Annotated in this window: 21 protein-coding genes and 1 pseudogene; 14 read left to right on the top strand and 8 right to left on the bottom strand. The window is 64.5% G+C overall.

All coding sequences use genetic code 11. The features are described 5' to 3' along the window. The first annotated feature begins 600 nt into the window (after positions 1 to 600). The 3 genes from dksA to hslU all read left to right on the top strand — a co-directional run bounded on the left by dksA (position 601) and on the right by hslU (position 3,253). Complete coding sequence (dksA, locus tag VSR82_RS22660) at positions 601 to 1,020, top strand: RNA polymerase-binding protein DksA (RefSeq protein ID WP_008923580.1); 420 nt, start codon at positions 601 to 603, stop codon at positions 1,018 to 1,020. 339 nt (positions 1,021 to 1,359) lie between these two features. Continuing rightward, on the top strand, positions 1,360 to 1,896 hold the full coding sequence (gene hslV / locus VSR82_RS22655; RefSeq protein WP_429461596.1) for an ATP-dependent protease subunit HslV: 537 nt from the start codon (positions 1,360 to 1,362) through the stop codon (positions 1,894 to 1,896). Between the two features lie 10 nt (positions 1,897 to 1,906). Then, the gene (hslU, locus tag VSR82_RS22650) at positions 1,907 to 3,253 is read left to right on the top strand and encodes an ATP-dependent protease ATPase subunit HslU (RefSeq protein WP_368583235.1); all 1,347 of its coding nucleotides are present in this window, start codon (positions 1,907 to 1,909) and stop codon (positions 3,251 to 3,253) included. Positions 3,254 to 3,352: 99 nt separating this feature from the next. Here hslU and VSR82_RS22645 read toward each other — a convergent pair whose 3' ends face one another. Together VSR82_RS22645 and VSR82_RS22640 are read right to left on the bottom strand one after the other, a co-directional pair. Beyond that, positions 3,353 to 3,895: a response regulator transcription factor gene (locus VSR82_RS22645; RefSeq protein WP_013088076.1), complete on the bottom strand. Its 543-nt coding sequence runs from the start codon at positions 3,893 to 3,895 to the stop codon at positions 3,353 to 3,355. Continuing rightward, positions 3,892 to 5,202, bottom strand: a complete 1,311-nt coding sequence (locus VSR82_RS22640; protein WP_429461594.1) for an ATP-binding protein — start codon at positions 5,200 to 5,202, stop codon at positions 3,892 to 3,894. Before VSR82_RS22640 ends, VSR82_RS22645 begins: the two co-directional genes overlap by 4 nt. A 126-nt stretch (positions 5,203 to 5,328) precedes the next feature. Here VSR82_RS22640 and VSR82_RS22635 point away from each other — a divergent pair. Next, positions 5,329 to 6,275 (top strand): annotated as a pseudogene (locus VSR82_RS22635) (tetratricopeptide repeat protein). 34 nt (positions 6,276 to 6,309) lie between these two features. Here VSR82_RS22635 and VSR82_RS22630 read toward each other — a convergent pair. Then, positions 6,310 to 6,537: a cysteine-rich CWC family protein gene (locus VSR82_RS22630; protein ID WP_368583354.1), complete on the bottom strand. Its 228-nt coding sequence runs from the start codon at positions 6,535 to 6,537 to the stop codon at positions 6,310 to 6,312. Positions 6,538 to 6,802: 265 nt separating this feature from the next. On the opposite strand from VSR82_RS22630, the gene argB reads away from it, so the two are divergent. From argB to VSR82_RS22595, 7 genes are all read left to right on the top strand, one after another. Next, positions 6,803 to 7,702 carry an acetylglutamate kinase gene (gene argB, locus VSR82_RS22625; RefSeq protein ID WP_013088074.1) on the top strand — a complete coding sequence of 300 codons (900 nt, stop codon included), beginning with the start codon at positions 6,803 to 6,805 and terminating at the stop codon, positions 7,700 to 7,702. A 163-nt stretch (positions 7,703 to 7,865) separates the two neighbouring features. Next, complete coding sequence (locus VSR82_RS22620; protein WP_368583233.1) at positions 7,866 to 8,633, top strand: pyrimidine 5'-nucleotidase; 768 nt, start codon at positions 7,866 to 7,868, stop codon at positions 8,631 to 8,633. A 41-nt stretch (positions 8,634 to 8,674) separates the two neighbouring features. Next, positions 8,675 to 9,385 carry a nucleoid occlusion factor SlmA gene (gene slmA / locus VSR82_RS22615; RefSeq protein WP_429461592.1) on the top strand — a complete coding sequence of 237 codons (711 nt, stop codon included), beginning with the start codon at positions 8,675 to 8,677 and terminating at the stop codon, positions 9,383 to 9,385. 321 nt (positions 9,386 to 9,706) lie between these two features. Beyond that, the gene (metX, locus tag VSR82_RS22610) at positions 9,707 to 10,852 is read left to right on the top strand and encodes a homoserine O-succinyltransferase MetX (RefSeq protein ID WP_368583231.1); all 1,146 of its coding nucleotides are present in this window, start codon (positions 9,707 to 9,709) and stop codon (positions 10,850 to 10,852) included. Then, positions 10,849 to 11,457, top strand: a complete 609-nt coding sequence (gene metW / locus VSR82_RS22605; protein ID WP_368583230.1) for a methionine biosynthesis protein MetW — start codon at positions 10,849 to 10,851, stop codon at positions 11,455 to 11,457. Before metX ends, metW begins: the two co-directional genes overlap by 4 nt. A gap of 14 nt (positions 11,458 to 11,471) precedes the next feature. After that, on the top strand, positions 11,472 to 12,866 hold the full coding sequence (locus tag VSR82_RS22600) for an AmpG family muropeptide MFS transporter (protein WP_429461589.1): 1,395 nt from the start codon (positions 11,472 to 11,474) through the stop codon (positions 12,864 to 12,866). Beyond that, positions 12,863 to 14,092, top strand: coding sequence for a M48 family metallopeptidase (locus VSR82_RS22595; protein ID WP_429461587.1), 1,230 nt, complete (start codon positions 12,863 to 12,865; stop codon positions 14,090 to 14,092). Before VSR82_RS22600 ends, VSR82_RS22595 begins: the two co-directional genes overlap by 4 nt. Before the next feature lie 61 nt (positions 14,093 to 14,153). On the opposite strand, the gene VSR82_RS22590 is transcribed toward VSR82_RS22595, so the two are convergent. From VSR82_RS22590 to gatC, 5 genes are all read right to left on the bottom strand, one after another. Next, complete coding sequence (locus VSR82_RS22590) at positions 14,154 to 14,933, bottom strand: exodeoxyribonuclease III (RefSeq protein WP_368583227.1); 780 nt, start codon at positions 14,931 to 14,933, stop codon at positions 14,154 to 14,156. A gap of 52 nt (positions 14,934 to 14,985) precedes the next feature. Then, on the bottom strand, positions 14,986 to 15,825 hold the full coding sequence (locus VSR82_RS22585) for a PPK2 family polyphosphate kinase (protein ID WP_429461585.1): 840 nt from the start codon (positions 15,823 to 15,825) through the stop codon (positions 14,986 to 14,988). A gap of 132 nt (positions 15,826 to 15,957) precedes the next feature. Next, complete coding sequence (gene gatB / locus VSR82_RS22580) at positions 15,958 to 17,433, bottom strand: Asp-tRNA(Asn)/Glu-tRNA(Gln) amidotransferase subunit GatB (protein WP_368583225.1); 1,476 nt, start codon at positions 17,431 to 17,433, stop codon at positions 15,958 to 15,960. Positions 17,434 to 17,438: 5 nt separating this feature from the next. Next, on the bottom strand, positions 17,439 to 18,926 hold the full coding sequence (gene gatA, locus VSR82_RS22575; protein WP_410850702.1) for an Asp-tRNA(Asn)/Glu-tRNA(Gln) amidotransferase subunit GatA: 1,488 nt from the start codon (positions 18,924 to 18,926) through the stop codon (positions 17,439 to 17,441). 158 nt (positions 18,927 to 19,084) lie between these two features. Next, on the bottom strand, positions 19,085 to 19,384 hold the full coding sequence (gene gatC, locus VSR82_RS22570) for an Asp-tRNA(Asn)/Glu-tRNA(Gln) amidotransferase subunit GatC (RefSeq protein WP_013088063.1): 300 nt from the start codon (positions 19,382 to 19,384) through the stop codon (positions 19,085 to 19,087). Between the two features lie 373 nt (positions 19,385 to 19,757). On the opposite strand from gatC, the gene VSR82_RS22565 reads away from it, so the two are divergent. From VSR82_RS22565 to mreD, 3 genes are all read left to right on the top strand, one after another. Next, entirely contained in the window at positions 19,758 to 20,801 is a 1,044-nt protein-coding gene (locus VSR82_RS22565) for a rod shape-determining protein (RefSeq protein WP_004189550.1), read from the top strand. Positions 20,802 to 20,955: 154 nt separating this feature from the next. Next, positions 20,956 to 22,119 carry a rod shape-determining protein MreC gene (gene mreC, locus VSR82_RS22560; RefSeq protein WP_429461581.1) on the top strand — a complete coding sequence of 388 codons (1,164 nt, stop codon included), beginning with the start codon at positions 20,956 to 20,958 and terminating at the stop codon, positions 22,117 to 22,119. Then, on the top strand, positions 22,116 to 22,628 hold the full coding sequence (gene mreD / locus VSR82_RS22555; RefSeq protein ID WP_176109827.1) for a rod shape-determining protein MreD: 513 nt from the start codon (positions 22,116 to 22,118) through the stop codon (positions 22,626 to 22,628). Before mreC ends, mreD begins: the two co-directional genes overlap by 4 nt. Positions 22,629 to 22,653 lie beyond the last annotated feature (25 nt).

The raw sequence follows: 22,653 nt of genomic DNA, 5'->3' as shown, positions 1-22,653 counted from the left end.
TATTGCGCCGAGACACCCGAGGTCGACTGCGCGGGCGTGAATCCTCTGCAGAAACTGCGATGCCGTGGCACCAAAACCGCGCGATTGCCGGCTATATGAAAAACACGTGAAAACCCTGCTGCATTAAAGCGTGCACGACCATCGCTTTTTGGCTTTGTGCGCGTTATATTTTCGGGATATCGCTGCGCCGCAGGCAGAATTCGGCAGTTGCGGTGCCGGATTGTGATTCAGTTACAATACGTGCCCACTGGAGAATGACAACGAATTGCCCGGTCGCGCGTATCCCGCGACGGGCCTGAAACGGCGCCGGAAAATCTTGTCCGGAGACACGCCGAAAACGCCGGCGGGCACGGCCTGAAAGGGCACGCGCTGGTCGGCGAGCGATGCCTCAGGAGCATGTGTGAATCGGTTTCCAGAGGAGTTCGGCCCCGCAGCGGCGTAGCTAGCAACGCCCGGTGTGTGTGGGCGCCAGGCGCTTCGGCGTCACGACAGCCTAACGTTCGTGACCACCCCTGCGCTGCGCGTTCACTCGACGCGTTTGCGGGCAATACGAAAGTGCGGGCACTATGAGTTTTGCCTCACATTGAAGAAGTAAGCCAGATGACGACGAAACGACTCTTGACCGAAGCCGAAATCCTGAAGATGAGCGACAAGGATTACATGAATGAGGATCAGCTCGCCTTCTTCAAGAACAGGCTCGAACAGTTGCAGGCGGACATTCTCCGCAATGCCGGCCAGACGACCGAGAACCTGCGTGAAACGGTCATCGTGCCGGACCCGGCCGATCGCGCCACGATCGAGGAAGAGCATGCGCTCGAACTGCGCACGCGCGACCGCGAACGCAAGCTGCTGAAGAAGGTGCAGCAATCGATCGCACGCATCGAGGCGGGCGACTACGGCTGGTGCGAAGAAACCGGCGAGCCGATCGGCATTCCGCGTCTGCTCGCACGGCCCACGGCCACGCTGTCGCTCGAAGCACAAGAGCGCCGCGAATTGCGCCAGAAGCTGTTCGGCGACTGATGAGCTGAGGCGCGGCTCCGGCCTGGCGCCCTGAAAACGCTGCTTCGTCGAGAGGCGCACGGTGAACCGTGCGCCTTTTCTTTTTGCGCGACATCCGCGCGAGCTCCGCCATCCCTCCTGTCCCACCACGCCTTCCCGCCTCATTTCTCAGGCTTCCTGAGCGGATTTTCAGTTTTTCTCCCTAGGCCTTCCGGCGGATCTTGATATGACCGCGCCCGCCCTAAAATAGATCGGACATGCGCTCACGAGCGCGCCAGCCGGCGCGCCGTCCGCTGACTGGATTCATGCGGTAGCGCGCAGCGCTGCCGCGTCCTACCCGTTTTGCAAAGAGGAACGCATATGGAGCAATTTCACGGCACGACGATCGTTTCCGTGCGCCGCGGCAACAAGGTGGCGCTCGGCGGTGACGGCCAGGTGACGCTCGGCAACATCGTCATGAAAGGCGGCGCGAAGAAGGTCCGGCGCATCTATAACGGCAAGGTGCTGGTCGGCTTCGCTGGCGGCACGGCGGATGCCTTCTCGCTGCTCGACCGCTTCGAGGCGAAGCTCGAAAAGCATCAGGGCAATCTGACGCGCGCGGCCGTGGAGCTCGCGAAAGACTGGCGCACCGACCGCATGCTGCGTCGTCTGGAAGCGATGCTGATCACCGCGGACGCGACCACCACGCTCGTCATCACGGGCAACGGCGACGTGCTCGATCCCGAAGGCGGCATCTGCGCGATCGGTTCGGGCGGTGCGTACGCGCAGGCGGCCGCGAAGGCGCTTGCCGACAACACCGAGCTGTCGCCGCGCGACATCGTGGAGAAATCGCTGGCAATCGCCGGCGACATGTGCATCTACACGAACCATAACCGCGTCATTGAGACGATCGAGTAAGGACCCATCGATGAGCACCATGACCCCCGCCGAGATCGTCTCCGAGCTCGACAAACACATCATCGGCCAAGGCCGCGCGAAGAAAGCCGTGGCCGTCGCGCTGCGCAACCGCTGGCGCCGTCAGCAGGTCGACGAACCGCTGCGCCAGGAAATCACCCCGAAGAACATCCTGATGATCGGACCGACCGGCGTCGGCAAGACCGAAATCGCGCGGCGTCTCGCGAAGCTCGCGGACGCGCCGTTCATCAAGATCGAAGCGACCAAGTTCACCGAAGTCGGTTACGTGGGCCGCGACGTCGACAGCATCGTGCGCGACCTGATCGAAATTTCGGTCAAGCAGACCCGCGAAACCGAAATGCGCAAAGTGCGGACCAAGGCCGGCGATCTCGCCGAAGACCGCATTCTCGACATCCTGCTGCCGACCGCACGGCCGGTCGGCTTCGGTTCGAGCACGAGTTCGACCGATACCGCCGATGAAGGCAGCACGACGCGTCAGACGTTCCGCAAGCGCCTGCGCGAAGGCCAGCTCGACGACAAGGAAATCGAGCTCGACGTCGAGCAGCCACAGGTCGGCATGGACATCATGGGGCCGCCGGGCATGGAAGACATGACCGAGCAGATCCGCTCGATGTTCGCCAACATCGGCGGCGGCAAGAAGACGCGCCGCAAGATGAAGGTCAAGGAAGCGCTGAAGGTGCTCACCGACGAAGAAGCCGGCAAGATGCTGAACGACGAAGAGGTGAAGTCCAAGGCGGTGCAGAACGTCGAGCAGAACGGCATCGTGTTTCTCGACGAAATCGACAAGATCGCGTCGCGCAACGAAGCGGGCGGTGGTGAAGTGTCCCGTCAGGGCGTGCAGCGCGATCTGCTGCCGCTCGTCGAAGGCACGACGATCAACACCAAGTACGGCATGGTGAAAACCGATCACATCCTGTTCATCGCGAGCGGCGCGTTCCATCTCGCGAAGCCGAGCGATCTGATTCCCGAGCTGCAAGGGCGCTTCCCGATTCGCGTCGAACTCGATTCGCTGTCGGTCAACGACTTCGAATCGATCCTCGTATCGACGGATGCGAGCCTCGTCAAGCAATACCAGGCGCTGCTCGCGACCGAAGACGTGCACCTCGAATTCGCCGACGACGGCATCCGCCGTCTTGCCGAGATCGCGTACTCGGTCAACGAGAAGACCGAGAACATCGGCGCGCGGCGTCTTTATACCGTCATCGAAAAGCTGCTAGAGGAAGTGTCGTTCTCGGCCGGCAATCATTCCGGCCGTACGGTGCAAATCGACGCGGCGTATGTCGATCGCGCGTTGAACGAAGTCGCGCAAGACGAGGATCTGTCGCGCTACGTGCTGTGATGTGCGCGGTCACAGCGCCGAGCGCTGATGCATGAAAAACGGGCTGCCTTCGGATATCGGATAGGCAGCCCGTTTTGCTTTGTGCTGTTCGATCGCGGCCTACTGCCTCACCGGCCGCTTCGCCAGCTTGCGCTGCAACGTGCGCCGATGCATGTTCAACGCGCGCGCGGTCGCCGAGATATTGCCGTTGTGTTCGGCGAGCACGCGCTGGATATGCTCCCATTCGAGCCGCGCCACCGACAGCGGCTGCGGATGCTCGATCGCCTCCTCGGCTTGCAACGCGCTCGCCTCGCTTTGCAGCGCCGACAGGATCGTCTCGACGTTGGCGGGCTTCGCGAGATAGTTGTCGGCGCCGTCCTTGACCGCCTGCACCGCGGTGGCGATGCTCGCGTAGCCGGTCAGCACCAGCATGCGCGCATCGGGCTGCAGATCGCGTAACGGTGCGACGAGCGTCAGGCCGGAGTCGTTGCCCAGATGCAGGTCCACGGTGATCTCGCTGAACTTCTGCTGATTCGCGAGCCGGATCGCCTCGTCCGCGTTGTGCGCTTCGCTCACCGTGTAGCCGCGCCGCGTCAAGCCGCGCGCCAGGATGCCGGAGAACACTTCGTCGTCGTCGATCACCAGAAAATTCTTTTCGCTCATGCCTGTTTCTCCGTGTTGGATGGCGCGGCGCCTTGCGGGCTCGCTCCGGAAATCTTGCGCGCGCCGAGCGGCAGTCGCAGCACCGCACGCGTGCCGCGCGGCCGCCCGCCGTTGGCGTCGGTAAGTTCAATCGATCCCTTCAGACGCGCCGCCGCCGAAAACGCCAGATACAGGCCGACGCCGTGACCGCCCTGCGTGCTCTCCACGGGCATCGTGCCGAGCGAGCCGCGTAGCGCGACCGGAATGCCAGGACCGTGGTCGCATACTTCGAACTCTATTTGGTCGCCGCGTGGTGCGAGCGTGCAGGACAGCGTCACGTGATCGCGGCTCGCGCGCGCGGCGTTGTCGAGCAGGATCGTCAGTATCTGGCTGACGGCCACCGTGTCGTTGAGACTGACATCGGCGGGCGGCGTGCCGAGCCGCTCGAACTTCACGTGCGGATGGCGCAGGCGCCATTGCTCGGCAAACGACTCTAGCCATTCGTCGACCGGCTCACGGTTCGTCGTGGTCGTCGCGCGGCTGCGCAAGCGCGCGAGTGCCGACGTGCACAACGTCATCTGCTGCTCGAGCAGTTCGAGATCGGCGCGGTAGGGCGCGAGTCCCGCGTCGGTGCGCGCCGCGTCGCGCAATTCCTCTGACAACATCGCGATTGTAGACAGAGGGGTGCCGATTTCGTGTGCCACGGTGGCCGCCTGAACACCGAGCGCGACCGCCCGTTCGTCCTGGAGCAAGCGCTGCTGCGCTTCCCCAAGCGCTGCGTCACGTAGCCGCAGCGCCCGCGACATGCGCGCGACGAACCACGCGATCAGCCCTACGCTGACCATGAAGTTGACCCACATGCCCGAGCGGTAGTAGTCGAACAGGTTGGCGGGATTCTCGAGATTGAGCGGCACCGAATCGAAACTGAGCATCGCGTAGCAGGCGACCGCGAACGCCGCGAGCCAGGCCATCAGGTACCACGGCAGCACGGCGGCCGCGATCGCAAGCGATGGCAGGTATAGCGACACGAACGGGTTGGTGGTGCCGCCGGACAGGAACAGCAGCGCCGACAACGCGCCGAGATCGACCCAGATCTGCCCGAACAGCTCGATGTTGGACTCGGGACGCTGCTGCGACACGCGAAACCATGTGAGCGCATTGAACAGCACTTCGAGCCCGATCACGAGCAGCATCGCGGGCAAGGGCAGATTGGCGCCGATGAAGATCTGCACGAACGCGATCGTCAGCAGCTGACCGATGATCGCGAGGCTGCGCAGCCAGAACAGGTGACCGAGATTGACGCGGCCGGTGTTGGTTATACGTTGCATGACCCTAGTCTACCCGTTCGGACCCGCATGGCTGACCACGCGGCCGAGTGCCGGTAACATGACTGTGTTCGAAATAGCATTGCACGCCGCCGCGCTGCATCGACGACTGTTCCGCGCCATCCCTTCATGCCGCCCACCGCGATTCGAGAAGCCGACGCTTCCTCCGCATACCTGACTTTACTGCGCGATGCCGCCGCGGCCCGAGCCAGTGGCGCCACGGCGGACGAAGCCCGTTACCTCGACGCCGCGGCCAAGCTGCATCCGCTCGACGGCGCCTCGCCCGACGCGCTGATCGCCGCATGGCTCGCGCAGCAGCGCCATGCGGAGGCGATCGAACTCGCCGCCATTATTGCCAAACTCGATGCGGGGAGCGCCGTCGCGCACTTCCGCGCCGGCTACACGCTGCAGATGGCCGGCCGGCATGCCGACGCGATCGCTCCGTATCGTCGCGCGCTGGCGCTCGATCCGGCACTGCCGCAATTACGCAACAATCTCGCGAGCGCGCTGACGCTTACCGACGGCGATCTGAGCGAACAGCTCGCGCTGCTCGAAGCCGCGATCCGCGATACCCCCGACGATGGCAACGCATGGATCAACTTCGCCAACGCGTATCGCCAGAGTCTGGACCTGCCGCACGCGCTCGAAGCCGGCGCGCAGGCCGTGCAGTACGCGCCTCGCAGTCCGCTGGCTTACAACAACTATGCGCTGACGTTACGTGAAGCGCAACGCTGGGACGACGCCGAACAGGCCGCCGCGACGGCCTGCGAGCTCGCCCCGCAGAACCCGGCGATGCGCTCGAACCCTTCGACGACACCGCCGCCTTCGTCGGCGCGCTCGACCTCGTGATCACCGTATGCACATCGGTCGCGCATCTGAGCGGCGCGCTCGGTCAGCGCACGTGGGTGCTGCTCGACGTCAATCCGCATTGGGTCTGGTTGCTGGAGCGCGGCGACAGCCCGTGGTATCCGAGCGCCACGTTGTATCGGCAGCCGCGGTTCGGCGAATGGGAGCCGGCGCTGGAAGCAGTGGCGCGCGATCTGCGAGCGCTGGCGGCGCAGCATCGCGGCGCGTAGCCGGGTGCGGATCGGCTGTTGGCAAAAGCAGCGTTTACGGGGGTTCAACGCCACTTGCCTCGCGTGTCGCCTGGGCGATCTCAGCGGCGAGACATTCCGGGCACAAGCACGGGCCGCCCGGCTTCAGCCGCTCCGCCGGCAGCGGCGGCAGAGCACGGCACCAGCACGGAGATGTTGTCTCGCCCTGCATGCCGCAGTCGAAGGCATTGCCGCAGCGCGGACAGCGCGCGCTGCGCCCGGAACGGGTAGAAGACGGTTTCATTGCGGATGGGCGCGAAAGGCCGGGGGCATCGGTCAGATCATGATGCCATGACTGATACGCCTGGGTGCAGCCGTCCGTTCGGCCAATGCACGGCCGTCACGCAAGTGCGTTACGCTTGCCGTTTACCCGTCCCGTGACCCGTCATGGTGCGGTACGCCAAACCTGCACCGCCCGTCGCTCGCGCTGCTGCCGAAAACCCTGTTGCAGCGCGCCAGTCCTGTACAATTCGCGCTGTTTTAACTGTTCCGTGCCCGAGCCTGCCGCCATGTCCGAGCTTCCCGACCTCTCGCAGATTGCGCCCACCCTGAAAGCCGAAATTCTGGCCGAGGCGCTGCCCTACATCCGCCAGTATCACGGCAAGACCGTGGTCATCAAATACGGCGGCAACGCCATGACCGAAGAGCGTCTGAAGCAGGGCTTCGCGCGCGACGTGATTCTGCTGAAGCTGGTCGGCATCAACCCGGTCATCGTGCACGGCGGTGGTCCGCAAATCGACCAGGCGCTTAAGAAAATTGGTAAACAGGGCACGTTCATCCAGGGCATGCGCGTCACCGACGAAGAGACGATGGAAGTCGTCGAGTGGGTGCTCGGCGGCGAGGTGCAGCAGGACATCGTGATGCTGATCAACCACTTCGGCGGCCACGCGGTCGGCCTGACCGGCAAGGATGGCGGCCTGATCCACGCGCGCAAGATGCTGATGCCGGATCGGGAAAAGCCCGGCCAGTACGTCGACATCGGCCAGGTCGGCGAAGTCGAAGCGATCAACCCGGCGGTCGTGAAGGCACTGCAGGACGACGCGTTCATTCCGGTGATCTCGCCGATCGGCTTCGGCGAAGACGGTCTGTCGTACAACATCAACGCGGACCTCGTCGCGGGCAAGCTGGCGGTCGTGCTGAACGCCGAAAAGCTCGTGATGATGACCAACATCCCCGGCGTGATGGACAAGGAAGGCAATCTGCTGACCGACCTGTCAGCGCGCGAAATCGACGGCCTGTTCGAAGACGGCACGATCTCCGGCGGCATGCTGCCGAAAATTTCGTCCGCGCTCGATGCGGCGAAGAGCGGCGTGCGCTCGGTGCACATCATCGACGGTCGCATCGAGCACTCGGTGCTGCTCGAAATTCTGACCGAACAGCCGTTCGGCACGATGATCCGCTCGCATTGAGCGTTGCTGCATCCCCGGCACAGGGGTTGCGTCACTGTGGCGCGCCCCTGTGCCCCACCTCGCGGCTGGCAGCCTATGCGCGCCGCCGAGCGTCGCTGCGGCACACTCCCCGCATCCGCATCCGCAGCATGAAACGCCCGTCAGCGGCTGAAGACCCTCCACCATGCGCACCCCCACTTCGCGGCGCCGCCGTCCTGACATCGCGAGCGGCAAGCCAGTCTGGCTGTTCGACCTCGACAACACGCTGCATCGTGCGTCGCATGCCATTTTTCCCGCGATCAATCGCGGCATGACCCAGTACATCATCGACGCGCTGCAAGTCGACATCGACGAAGCCAACCGTCTGCGCACCGGCTACACGCTGCGCTACGGCGCGGCACTGCTCGGGCTCACGCGCCACCATCCGCTCGACGCGCACGACTTCCTGAAGGTCGTGCACACGTTCCCTGACCTCGGTTCGATGATCCGCCACGAGCGCGGCGTCGCGCGGCTGGTCGCGGCGCTGCCGGGCCGCAAGATCGTGCTGACCAATGCGCCCGAAACCTACGCGCGCGCCGTGCTCGCCGAGCTGCGCATCGAGCGGCTGTTCGAGCGGGTGATCGCGATCGAGCACATGCGCGATCGCCGCCAATGGCGCGCGAAGCCCGATCACGCGATGCTGCGCCGCGCGATGCGCGACGCGCACGTGTCGCTGAAAGACGCGATCCTCGTCGAGGACACGCGTTCGCACCTGAAAAATTATCGGCGGCTCGGCATCCGCACCGTGTGGATCACCGGGCACCTGCCGCGCAAGCCGCACGCGGCCGGCGTACCGACGCGCCTGCCGGGCACCGGCCGGCCGCATTATGTCGACCGCAGCATTCGTTCGCTAAAATCGCTACGACTGGGCACGCGCTCGGTTCGATGGAAGGGACGCAAGCCTGGACAGTAGGGACGAAAGCCGCCAACGACATCAGCCGGGGGACGACAGCCATGCAGCCGATCGACAAGCCTGACGAAGCCTCAGCCGCAGCCTCCCCCGCGGCGCCCGCCGCGACACGCGCAACGCGTCCGAAGCCGGGCGAGCGCCGCGTGCACATCCTGCAAACGCTCGCCAGCATGCTCGAGGCGCCGAAGAGCGAAAAGGTCACCACCGCCGCGCTCGCCGCCCGGCTCGGTGTGTCGGAAGCCGCGCTGTATCGCCATTTCGCCAGCAAGGCGCAGATGTTCGAAGGGCTGATCGAGTTCATCGAGCAGACGCTCTTCGGGCTCATCAACCAGATCACCGGTCACGAAAGCAACGGCGTGCTGCAGGCGCGCTCGATCGCGCTGATGCTGCTCAACTTCCCCGCGAAAAATCCCGGCATGACGCGCGTGCTGACCTGCGAGGCGCTGGTCGGCGAGCACGAACGGCTGACCGAGCGCGTGAACCAGATGCTCGAACGGGTCGAGGCATCGCTGAAGCAGTGCTTGCGGCTCGCGCAAACCGAAGCGCTTGCCCGTGCTGATAACCACGCCACAGGCCATACCGACCCGCAGACCGCGCCGCCATGCGCCGCACTGCCCGCCGGCTACGATCCCGCGATTCGCGCGAGCCTGCTGGTGAGCTACGTGATCGGCCGCTGGCATCGCTATGTGCGCAGCGGTTTCGCGCGGCCGCCCGCCGAACACGCGGACGAGCAACTGCTGCTGATTCTTCAGTAGTCCGCGAGGACTCGCCCTCCTTCGCGCGGCGCCGTCCGCGCCGCTGCCGCGTGGAATTTTCCGCTATACTTTGCGCCTGACGCCGCCGCGGTCCCACGATGAACAACAGACCGCGCCAAGGCATCACGAACACGTTGCACCCGGTTTCACACCCTTTCACGCGCCGATTTGCTGACTCGATTGCGGGCGCGCGAACCTTGGGCCTCAGGCCCGCGGTTCACTATAAATGCGGCTAAAGAGGTCGTCAGCTGCGCACACCGCCCTTCTCTCCGTGCTTCGCCGACGCCGTTTAGCCGCCCTGTTGACTCAATGGCGGAATGAATGGACTCCATCGGCATCGTCGCTCCCCAAAAAATGCATTTCACCGAGCCGCTGCGCTTGCGCAACGGCAGCTCGCTCGCGGGCTACGACCTGATGGTCGAGACCTACGGCACGCTCAATGCCGCGCGCAGCAATGCGGTGCTCGTGTGTCACGCGCTAAACGCATCGCATCACGTGGCGGGCGTGTACGCCGACAATCCGAAGGACATCGGCTGGTGGGACAACATGGTGGGCCCCGGCAAGCCGCTCGATACCGACAAATTCTTCGTGATCGGCGTGAACAACCTCGGCTCGTGCTTCGGCTCGACCGGGCCGATGAGCATCGACCCCGCCACCGGTAAGCCGTATGGCGCGACGTTTCCGGTCGTCACCGTCGAAGACTGGGTCAACGCGCAGGCGCGCGTCGCCGACGCGTTCGGCATCACGCGCTTCGCCGCCGTGATGGGCGGCAGCCTCGGCGGCATGCAGGCGCTCGCATGGAGCATGATGTACCCCGAGCGGATCGCGCATTGCATCGTGATCGCATCGACGCCGAAGCTGTCCGCGCAGAACATCGCGTTCAACGAGGTCGCGCGCTCGGCGATCCTGTCGGACCCCGACTTCCACGGCGGCAACTACTACGCGCACGGCGTGAAGCCGAAGCGCGGCCTGCGCGTCGCGCGGATGATCGGCCACATCACTTATCTGTCGGACGACGACATGGCCGAGAAATTCGGCCGCTCGCTGCGTCGCGCGGAAGGCGCGCTCGATGACTACAACTTCAGCTTCGACGTCGAGTTCGAAGTGGAATCGTATCTGCGCTATCAGGGCGACAAATTCGCCGACTACTTCGACGCCAACACCTACCTGCTGATCACGCGCGCGCTCGACTACTTCGATCCCGCCAAGGCCTTCGACGGCGATCTGACCGCCGCGCTCGCGCACACCACCGCGAAGTATCTGATCGCGAGCTTCTCGACCGACTGGCGTTTCGCGCCGGCTCGCTCGCGTGAACTGGTGAAGGCGCTGCTCGACCACAAGCGCACGGTCACCTACGCGGAGATCGACGCGCCGCATGGCCACGACGCCTTCCTGCTCGACGACGCACGCTATCACAACCTGCTGCGCGCCTACTACGAACGCATTGCAAACGAGGTCAACGCATGAACCAGCGAGCACTTGATTACCTGGCATCGCGCCCGGACTTCCGCGCGATCGCCCGCTGGGTCGAACCGCATTCAACAGTGCTCGATCTCGGCTGCGGCGACGGCTCGCTGCTGTCGCTGCTGAACGAGGAACTGGAGGTGCAGGGTTACGGCATCGAGATCAACGACGCCGGCGTGCTCGCCGCGACGCAGAACGGCGTCAACGTGATCCAGCAGAATCTCGAAGACGGCCTGCGCCTGTTCGAAGACGGCAGCTTCGATTTCGCGGTGCTGTCGCAGACGCTGCAGACCATTCATCAGACCGCGGCGATCCTGCGCGAGACGGTGCGGGTCGGCAAGCAATGCATTGTGTCGTTTCCGAATTTCGGCTACTGGGCGCATCGGCTGTCGGTGCTCCAGGGGCGCATGCCGGTGTCGAAGTCGCTGCCTTATCAATGGCACAACACGCCGAACGTGCGCGTGCTGACGATCAAGGACTTCGAAGCGCTCGCGCCCGAAGTCGGCATCGAAATTCTCGATCGTGTCGTGCTGCACGACGGACAGGTGGTGCGGTGGGGCGTGAACTGGCGTGGTAGTCTTGCGGTCTATCGCGTCAAGAAAAGCTAACCTCAGTTATCCACATGTCGAACCCGCCGCACGAGGCGCCCGCACTTACCGCTCACGAAGAACACCCCGGCTGGCGCGCGTTTTTGAATACGCGCATGCTGATTTGCGTCTTTCTCGGCTTTACGTCGGGATTGCCGCTGTTTACGCTCGTCTACCTCGTGCAGGCGTGGCTGCGCTCGGAAGGCGTCAATCTGAAGGAAATCGGCCTGTTCGCGCTGATCCAGTTTCCGTACACCTGGAAATTCGTGTGGGCGCCGCTGATGGACCGCTACGTGCCGCGCGTGCCCGGCTGGCGGCCCGGCAGACGGCGCGGCTGGATGCTCCTCACACAATTGCTCGTGGCCGGCGCGATGGCGACGCTCGGTTTCGTGTCGCCGCGCGAAGCGATCTGGAGCGTCGCCGCGCTGACCGCGCTGGTCGCGTTCTTCGGCGCGAGCTCCGACATCGTGATCGACGCGTACCGGCGTGAATTGCTCAGCGACACGCAGCAGGGCCTCGGCAACGCGGTGCATGTGAACGCGTACAAGATCGCGGCGCTCGTGCCCGGTTCGCTCGCGCTGATTTTGTCCGATCATCTGCCGTGGAGCACCGTGTTCATCGTGACGGCCGCGTTCATGCTGCCTGGCGTTCTGATGACTCTGGTCGTGCGCGAGCCCGAGGTGCACGGCCAGCCGCCGAAGAATCTGCGCGAGGCGATCGTCGAGCCGTTCAGGGAATTCATTCAGCGCGACGGCTGGCGCGGTGCACTCTTCGTACTCGGCTTCATCTTTCTCTACAAGCTCGGCGATACGATGGCGACCACGCTGTCCACGTCGTTTTTCCTCGACATCGGCTTTTCGCGCACGCAGATCGGCGTGATCGCGAAGACCACGGCATTCGGCGCGAGTCTCGCGGGCGGCATCGTCGGCGGCATCTGGCTGATGAGGATCGGCATCGGCCGTGGGTTGTGGATCTTCGGTTTGCTGCAGATGGTGTCGACGCTCGGCTTCGCGTGGCTCGCGCATCTCGGTCCCGATTCGCCCGGACTTGCCGCGATTTACAACATCGCCGTCGCGCTGAGCCAGGGGACAACGAAGCTGCTGTCGTTGATCGGCATCGACTGGAGCGTGCAGCTCGATCCGCGCTCGGTCGCGCTCGCGCTCGTCTACGGCTTCGAGACCTTCGCCACCGGTCTGACGATGGCCGCGTTCACCGCTTACATCGCGAGCACCACCGATCCGCGCTATACCGCGACGCAGTTCGCGCTGTTCACGAGCCTCGCGTCGGTGCCGCGCACGCTCGCGTCGGCGGCGAGCGGCTTCGTGGTCGCGCGGATCGGCTGGTTCGACTACTTCATCCTCTGTACCGCGCTCGCGGTGCCAGGCATGCTGCTGCTGGTGCGCATCGCGCCGTGGAGGGAGCGGTCGTGAAGGTACCGTTTCCGGCTCGCGCGCGCCGCGCCTCATTCCGCGCGGTACGTGTGCTCGGCTGCGCGAGCGTCGCGCTGGCGATGCCGATGGGCGCCTATGCGACCGGCGCCCCAGCGACTGGCGCCAGCCCGGTGAGCGGCGCGCAAGCGCCTGCGCCGGCTGCCGCCGCCGCGACCACGAGCGGTGCAACAGCCAACCCGGCCCCGACGCCTGCGGCCAAGTCCGCGCCAAGCGGCGCCAGCGCAGAAAACGCAACCTCGGCTGCGGCCGGCAACAGCGGCACCGGCGGCGCCAATCCTGGCGCGAATAACAGCACCGGCGCCAACGCCGGTGCCGCGGGCGCGTCCGGCGCTAGCGGCAGCGCTCCGAGCGCCGGCGCGTCGGCCCCCCCGGCCGTCCCGCCGCCCTACTACGTGAGCCCGCAGCTTCGCTACGGCGGCTACATGGTGTTCCGCAACCTGATCCCGTCGTCGATGCTCGAGGCGCAGGCCGCCGAGGAGTTCAACCAGATAGTCTACGGCGCCAGCCACGCGAACCGCCTGTACGGCGACACGGACGCGCGCGTGACGCGCGTGCGCTCGATCATCGACCGGATGATTCCGTACTCGCTGAAATGGAACGAGCGAGCCAAGGGCTGGAAGTGGGAAGTCGCGGTGGTGCGCTCGAACGACATCCGCATGTACTGCCTGCCGGGCGGCAAGATCGTCGTCTATAGCGGGATACTCGATCGCGTGCGCCTGAACGACAACGAGGTCGGCATGCTGATCGGCCACGAGATCGCGCACGCGTTGCGCGAGCACGCGCGCATGCGGCTCGGTCAGTTGCAGGCGAGCCAGCTCGATTCGTCCGGCACGATCCCGCAACTGTTCGGTCTCGCCGACCTGGGCATGGCGCCGCTCGGCATCGGTTCGCGTCTGCTGGAAATGAAGTACGAGAGCACCGACGAAACCGAAGCCGACGTGATCGGCAGCGATATCGCGTCGCGCGCCGGCTTCGATCCGCGCGCGGCGGTCACGCTGTGGGACAAGCTCGCGCAAGCGACGCGCGGCAATCGCGAGCAGGGCTTCATCTACGTGCACCCGTTTACACCGGCGCGCCGCGACGACATCATCAAGCGGCTGCCGGACATGCTGTCGCTGTACGCGAAAGCAATCGGCAAGAACGTCGACGAGTTGCCCGATTACGCGGGCATCGGCCGTCCGGCGCGCAAGACGGCGCGCGACTGAGACGCCGTTTCTACCGGCTGCTGGCAGTCGACGGCGCTGCACGCGCCGGCGGCCGATGGGCTTACTTGCTGACCTTGTGGTCGTAGTCGACGGTCAGCGGCGCATGGTCGCTGAACTTGATGTCGCGGAACACATCGGTGCGCTTCGCCTTGCTTGCGATGCCCGGCGTCGCGATCTGGTAATCGATCCGCCACCCGACGTTCTTCGCATACGCCTGACCGCGATTGCTCCACCACGTGTACTGCTCGGGCCGCGGGTCGAGCGTGCGGAACACGTCCACATAACCGACTTCGTCGAACAGTTTATCGAGCCACGCGCGCTCTTCGGGCAGGCAGCCCGAATTCTTCTGGTTGCTCTTCCAGTTCTTGATGTCGATTTCCTTGTGCACGATGTTCACGTCGCCGCACACGATCACCTCGCGCTCCTTCGCCAGCTCGGCGAGATGCGGCATGAACTCGTCCATGAAACGGAACTTGGCCTGCTGGCGCTCGTCGCCGCTCGACCCCGACGGCACATACACCGAAACCACCGACAGCTTGCCGAAACGCAGCTCGACATAGCGCCCTTCCGGGTCGAACTCCTCGCTGCCGAAGCCGATCACCACTTCGTCCGGCTCATGACGCGTATAGACGCCCGCGCCGCTGTAGCCCTTTTTCACCGCGTGCTGGAAATAGCCGGTGAAATCGTGCGGCGCCATGAACTCCGGCGTCATGTCGTCCTGCGAGCATTTGATTTCCTGCACGCACAGCACATCGGCGCCTTGTTCGCCGAACCATTCGAAAAAGCCCTTCTTGGCCGCCGAGCGGATGCCATTGAGGTTGGCGGTAATCACACGCAACATGTCGTTCCTCTTTTGTTCGATTCGTTTCTGGAGCCAAAGGGCGCGGTCGAGTTCATTCGACCTTGACGCCCTTCAGCGATTCCTTCGCTGGCGGATATTCGAGTTTCAGCGCATTGAGCGTGCGCAGCAGCAGTTCGGCGACCATCACGTTGCGATGCGTCTTCGAGTCGGCCGGAATCACGTACCACGGCGCGTATTCGGTCGACGTCGCGGCCAGCGCGTCGCGATACGCGGACTGATATGCGTCCCACTGCTTGCGCGCTTCGAGATCCGACACGTCGAATTTCCAGTGCTTCAGCGGATCGTCGATGCGCTCCTGCAAACGCACACGCTGCTCGTCCTTCGAAATGTGCAGCATGCACTTGAGGATCGTCGCGCCGCTGTAGGCGAGCAACTGCTCGAACTGACGGATGTGGCAGCAGCGCTGCTGGAAGGCGTCGGCGTCGAGTTCGCCCTGCACGGTCGGAACGAGCAGGTCTTCGTAGTGACTGCGATTGAAGATCGTCAGCTCGCCAGCCGCGGGTGCCTGCGAATGCACGCGCCACAGGAAGTCATGCGCGAGCTCGACGGGCGTCGGCGCCTTGAACGGCACGATGCGCAAGCCGAGCGGGTCGACTTCGTGAAATACCGCGCGAATCGTGCCGTCCTTGCCGCTCGTGTCCATGCCTTGCAGCACCAGCAGAACGCGACGCTTGCGCTGCGCGTGCAGCCGCTCCTGCAGGTTGTCGAGCAGCAGGCCCACTTCCGACAGACGCGCGCGGTCCGCGTCTTTCGAGCCGCTCGAAAACGGCTTGGCCTTAGGATCGAAATGGTCGAGCGAGAAATGGTTTTTCTTCTTGCCGTCGTCGAAGTACGGCACGCGGAAATCGTCGAGATCGGGATGCTTTGTCATGCACACACTCCGTGGTCTGCGCTTAACCGGCTGAAGCGGGTCCGCAAAATAAAACGGGCCGTTGCCCTGCTTCGATCCGGCAACGGCCCGTGATGACTCGGGCGTGACCACGCCCGGCCGCGGCACTTCAACTCAGGACAACTTCTTCTTTAGCAATTCATTGACCTGAGCAGGGTTGGCCTTACCCTTGGTTGCTTTCATCGCCTGGCCGATCAGCGCGTTGAACGCCTTTTCCTTGCCGGCGCGATATTCGTCGACCGACTTCTGGTTCGCGGCGAGCACTTCGTCGATGATCGCTTCGAGCGCGCCGGTGTCCGAAATCTGCTTCAGGCCCTTCGCCTCGATGATGCGATCGGCGGCGGCTTCGTCGGTGGCCTTCTCTTCCCAGATCGCGAGGAAGATTTCCTTCGCGATCTTGTTCGAGATCGTACCGTCGGCAATGCGTTGCAGAACCAGCGCGAGCTGTGCGGCCGAGACCGGGCACGCGGCAATGTCGAGGCCTTCGCGATTGAGCTGCGACGACACTTCGCCCATCACCCAGTTCGCCGCGACCTTCGCGTTGGCCGGACCGACCTTCGCGACCACCGCTTCATAGTACGCGGCCGTCGCCTTGCTCGAGGTCAGCACGTTCGCGTCGTACGGCGTGAGGCCGTACTGCGACACGAAGCGCCGCTGGATCGCTTCGGGCAGCTCCGGCATCTCGCTCTTCACGCGCTCGACCCATGCTGCGTCGATCACGAGCGGCATCAGGTCGGGGTCGGGGAAATAGCGATAGTCGTGCGCGTCTTCCTTGCTGCGCATCGAGCGCGTTTCGCGCTTGTCCGGATCGTACAGACGCGTTTCCTGCACCACCGTACCGCCGTCTTCGATCAGCTCGATCTGGCGACGCACTTCGTACTGGATCGCTTCTTCGAGGAAGCGGAACGAGTTCAGGTTCTTGATCTCGGCGCGCGTGCCGAATTCTTTCTGGCCGAGCGGACGCACCGACACGTTCGCGTCGCAGCGGAACGAGCCTTCCTGCATGTTGCCGTCGCAAATCCCGAGCCACACGACGAGCGTGTGCAGCGATTTCGCGTAGGCAACGGCCTCGGCCGCGCTGCGCATTTCCGGCTCGGTGACGATTTCGAGCAGCGGCGTGCCGGCACGATTCAGATCGATGCCGGTCATGCCAGCGAAGTCTTCGTGCAGCGACTTGCCCGCGTCTTCCTCGAGGTGGGCACGCGTCAGGTTGATGGTTTTCTCGTACGCTTCCTTGCCCGCCTTTTCATTGGCCGGCACCTGGATCGTCACCTGACCGCCCTGCACGACGGGAATTTCGTACTGGCTGATCTGGTAGCCCTTCGGCAAATCCGGGTAGAAGTAATTCTTGCGCGCGAAGATGCTGCGCGGCGCGACCGTTGCGCCGATCGCGAGGCCGAACTGAATCGCACGTTCGACCGCGCCGCGGTTCATCACCGGCAGCGTGCCCGGCAAGGCCAGATCGACGGGGCTTGCCTGCGTGTTCGGCGCGGCGCCGAATTGGGTCGCGGTGCCCGAGAAGATTTTCGAATGCGTCGACAACTGCGTGTGGGTCTCCAGACCGATCACGACTTCCCATTGTTTCGTCATGGTGCTCACACTCCTGCCGGTGCCTGACGGTGCCAGTCGGTCGCGCGCTGGAACGCGTCGGCCACCTGCAGCATCCGGGCTTCATTGAAATAGTTGCCGATGATCTGCAGACCGACCGGGCGCTGAGCATTCGTGCCCGCGCCAAAACCGCACGGCACGCTCATGCCCGGCAGGCCAGCGAGGCTCACCGACAGCGTGTAGATGTCGGCCAGATACATCTGCACCGGATCGTCGCCCTTCGCGCCGATGTCCCACGCCACCGACGGCGCGACCGGTCCCATGATCACGTCGCACTGCTTGAACGCTTCCTGGAAGTCCTGCGCGATGATGCGGCGGATCTTCTGCGCCTGCAGGTAGTACGCGTCGTAGTAGCCGTGCGACAGCACGTAAGTGCCGACCAGAATGCGGCGCTTCACTTCGGGGCCGAAGCCTTCGGCGCGCGACTTCTTGTACATGTCCAGCAGATCGCGGTACTCGGCCGCGCGGTGGCCGAAGCGCACGCCGTCGAAACGCGACAGGTTCGACGAGGCTTCGGCCGGCGCGATCACGTAGTAGACCGGGATCGACAGTTCGGTTTTCGGCAGCGACACCTCGACGAGCGTCGCGCCGAGCGCTTCGTACTGCTTCAACGCGGCGTCGATCGACGCGCGCACGTCGTCGGCGAGACCGGCGCCGAAGTACTCCTTCGGCAGGCCGATGCGCAGGCCGGCGAGCGGCTTGTCCGCGCCGCCGTCACGCCACGACTTGCCGAGGTAGCGCGTGTAATCCTCGTGCTCGTGCGACAGGCTCGTCGAGTCGCGCTCGTCGAAGCCGGCCATCGCGTTGAGCAGCGTCGCGCAGTCCGCGGCGCTTTGCGCCATCGGGCCGCCCTGATCGAGCGACGACGCGAACGCGATCATGCCGTAGCGCGACACGCGGCCATACGTCGGCTTGATGCCCGTGATACCCGAGAACGACGCCGGCTGACGGATCGAGCCGCCAGTGTCGGTGCCGGTCGCGGCGGGCGCGAGTCGCGCGGCCACGGCGGCCGCCGAGCCGCCCGACGAGCCGCCCGGCACGGCCTTGCGGTCCCACGGATTCTGGACGGCGCCAAAGTACGAATTCTCGTTGGACGAGCCCATCGCGAACTCGTCCATGTTGGTCTTGCCCACGCACACCATGCCGGCGTTCTGCAGACGCGCGACCACGGTCGCATCGAACGGGCTCTCGTAGTTCGCGAGCATCTTCGAGCCGGCCGTGGAGCGCCAGCCCTTCGTGACGAACACATCCTTGTGCGCGATCGGCACGCCGACGAGCGGGCCGGCGTGGCCGGTGTGCAGCAGCGCGTCGGCGGCTTTCGCCTGCGCGAGCGTCAGTTCGGGATCGACCTGGATGAACGCGTTCAGGCTGTTGGCCGCGTCGATCCGCTTGAGGTACAACTGCGCCAGTTCGACTGCGGAGCATTCCTTGGCCGCGAGCGCGGCGCGCAGTTCGGTCAAACTTTTTTCATGCATTGCGTTTTATCCTGGAAAGCGCGGCAGCGTAGTGACGCTGCCGTGGAGGCGTTCGGTTGCCCGTCGGCAGACGGCCCGGCAAGGTACGCGGCGACGCCGCGCGGCTGCGGCACGAAAGACTCGCGCCGACGCCGGGCCGAGGGTCTGCCCGGCGGGTCTTATTCGATCACCTTCGGCACGAGATACAAGCCGTCCTGAACGGCCGGCGCGGGGCGCTGGAAAGCCTCGCGCTCGACCGTCTCGGTGACGGCGTCGTCACGCAGACGCAGCGCGACGTCTTCGATCTGCTCGATCGGGTGGGCAAGCGGGGCGATGCCGGTGGTATCGACCGCCTGCATCTGCTCGACGAGGCCGAAAAAATCATTGAGCTGGGCACGCGTGTGCTCTGCGTCGGAATCGGCCAGTTCGAGCCGCGCGAGATGCGCGATGCGTTTTACATCGGTCAGGGTCAGAGCCATGCAGTCACCGGAAAGGGTGGAATCCCACAACAGTTAAAAAGTCGCGCTGTAACAGCGGGTTACGACAAGATAGGACAATCTGAAAAAAGGAGCGGCAACGGAAAAATGTACGCTCCGTTTCCTTCAAAACATCCAAAATTATAAGGTATCATTACGCGTTCGACCCAAACCCGGACCGACTTACCAAGGCCTTACGGACAATTCAAAGAACGTCCGGCGTTTTCCGCCCTGGCTTTGCAACGGCCTCCGGTAGACTCCCCCGCGGCTTCAAGTTCATGTGGCGTCGCTACCGCCCGGTTGAAGCTGTTATTTATTCCGCTGCCGTCCTACGCATACGGTGCGAGGCCCGGCCCCCAGCGAGACAGGATTTTGAATGTTCGGTTTTTTGCGCAGCTACTTCTCCAACGATCTGGCCATTGACCTCGGCACCGCCAACACGCTTATCTACATGCGCGGCAAGGGCATCGTTCTCGACGAACCGTCGGTCGTGTCGATCCGCCAGGAAGGCGGCCCGAACGGCAAGAAGACCATTCAGGCAGTCGGCAAGGAAGCCAAGCAGATGCTCGGCAAGGTGCCGGGCAACATCGAGGCGATCCGCCCGATGAAAGACGGCGTGATCGCCGACTTCACCGTCACCGAGCAGATGATCAAGCAGTTCATCAAGACTGCTCACGAATCGCGCATGTTCTCGCCGTCGCCGCGCATCATCATCTGCGTGCCGTGCGGTTCGACCCAGGTAGAGCGTCGCGCGATCAAGGAAGCCGCCCACGGCGCGGGCGCCTCGCAGGTGTACCTGATCGAAGAGCCGATGGCCGCCGCGATCGGCGCGGGCCTGCCGGTGTCGGAAGCAACGGGTTCGATGGTCGTCGACATCGGCGGCGGCACGACCGAAGTCGGCGTGATCTCGCTCGGCGGTATCGTGTACAAGGGCTCGGTGCGCGTCGGCGGTGACAAATTCGACGAAGCGATCGTCAACTACATCCGCCGCAACTACGGCATGCTGATCGGCGAGCAGACCGCCGAAGCGATCAAGAAGGAAATCGGCTCCGCATTCCCGGGCTCCGAAGTCAAGGAAATGGAAGTGAAGGGCCGCAATCTGTCGGAAGGCATTCCGCGCAGCTTTACGATCTCCAGCAACGAAATCCTCGAAGCGCTGACCGATCCGCTGAACCAGATCGTGTCGTCGGTAAAGATCGCACTGGAACAAACGCCGCCGGAACTCGGCGCGGACATCGCCGAGCGCGGCATGATGCTGACCGGCGGTGGCGCGCTGCTGCGCGATCTCGACCGACTGCTGGCCGAAGAAACCGGCCTGCCGGTGCTCGTCGCCGAAGATCCGCTGACTTGCGTCGTGCGCGGATCGGGCATGGCGCTCGAGCGCATGGACAAGCTCGGCAGCATTTTCTCGTACGAGTAAGCGAGCCTTCCTCCCATGTCAGTAGCGCGGATCTGGCACACGGCCCCTTGCGGGCCGCTTTGTCATTGGCTGGGCCGACCAGCCTCCGCGCGCTGACCGCGCTTGCCTAGCGCGCCGCCGTCTCACCCAACCGCTCACGCCCCCGGCGCCGACCATGGAATACAGTCCGCCGCCCCTGTTCAAGCAAGGCCCCTCCGCTCTCGCGCGACTGGTGTTCTTCGTCGTGCTGGCGCTCGCCCTGCTGATCTCCGACGCCCGCTTCCAGACGCTCGAAATCGTCCGCGGCGTGCTCGGCGCGGGTCTTTATCCGTTGCAGCGCGCGGCGCTCGTGCCGCGCGACATCTTCATGGGCGCCGCCGATCTCGCCGTGACGAGCGCCACGCTACGCAACGAAAACGCGAAGCTGCGCGAGAAGGATCTGCAACTGTCGCAGCAGGCCAACACGGCCGCGTCGCTCGCTGCCGAGAACAGCCATCTGCGCGCGCTGATGCAACTGTCGCAGCAGTTGACCACGCAATCGCTTCCCGCCGAAATCCAGTACGACACGCGCGACCCGTTCACGCAGAAGGTCGTGATCGGACGCGGCGCTCAACAAGGCATCCAGAACGGCTCGCCGGTCGTCGACGAGGACGGCGTGATCGGCCAGGTCACACGCGTGTTCCCGCTGCAGGCCGAAGTCACGCTGCTGACGGACAAGGACCAGGCGGTGCCGGTCGAAATTCTGCGCACCGGCTTGCGCAGCGTGATCTACGGCACGCCGAAGGGCGACACGCTCGATCTGCGCTTCGTGCCGATCAGCGCGGACGTGCAAACCGGCGACGAGCTCGTCACCAGCGGTCTCGACGGCGTATATCCGCCGGGGCTGCCGGTCGCGAAGGTCGTACGCGTCGACAAGCAGGCCGACACCGCGTTTGCCCGCGTGGTCAGTCTGCCGGTCGCGGCGGTGCGCGGCGCGCGTCAGGTGCTGGTGCTGCACGTCCAGAACACCGCGCCGCCGCGCCCGGCCGACGAACCCGACGCGGCAACCGTCGCGAAAGAGGCGAAAGCGAAGAAGGGCGTCAAAGCCGCGGAAGGCAAGGGCGCGGCGGAGAAATCCACCGGCAAGTCGGCGGACAAGAACGCCGCCGATAAAGCCGCGGCCGAAAAGCCGGCAGCCAAATCCACGGAGAAGGCGCCGGCCAAACCCGCCGCCGACAAGAAGCCCGAAAAGCTCGCCGTCGACAAGAAGCCCGAAAAGCCCGCAGCCGACAGAAAAGCCGAAAAACCGGCCGCCGCGAAGAACGCGAAGCCGCAAGCCGAGCCGGGGGCTCAGCCATGAATCGCCCGCAATACATCCTGCAGCCGGTCAACCCGTACTTCATCGCGTTCAGCCTCGCCTCCGCGTTCCTGCTGAACCTGATGCCGTGGGGGCGTCTCGCCGGCGTGCCCGATTTCGTCGCGCTCGTATTGCTATTCTGGAATGTGCATCAGCCGCGCAAGGTCGGCATGGGCATCGCGTTTTTTCTCGGCCTGCTGATGGACGTGCACAACGCGAGCCTGCTCGGCGAACACGCGCTCGCCTACACGCTGCTGTCGTACGGGGCGATCACGATTCACCGCCGCGTGCTGTGGATGTCGCTCGGCGTGCAAACCTTCGCGGTGATGCCGCTACTCGTCGTCGCGCAACTGGTGCCGTTCGTGATCCGCCTGTTGACCGGTGCGGCGTTTCCGGGCTGGAGTTATCTGATCGACGGTTTCGTCGAAGCCGCGCTGTGGCCGCTCGCGAGCATCTTGCTGCTGATGCCGCAGCGCCGCCCGGCTGACCCGGACGATACGCGCCCCATTTGATCCCGCATCGGGCCCGCCGCCCGGG

Origin of the sequence: Burkholderia sp. JPY481 (genome assembly GCF_038900515.1) — a bacterium.
Taxonomy (GTDB): Bacteria; Pseudomonadota; Gammaproteobacteria; order Burkholderiales; family Burkholderiaceae; genus Paraburkholderia; species Paraburkholderia youngii.
The sequence above is the reverse complement of the archived record's forward strand: the minus strand, read 5'-3'. Positions and strand labels throughout refer to the sequence as shown.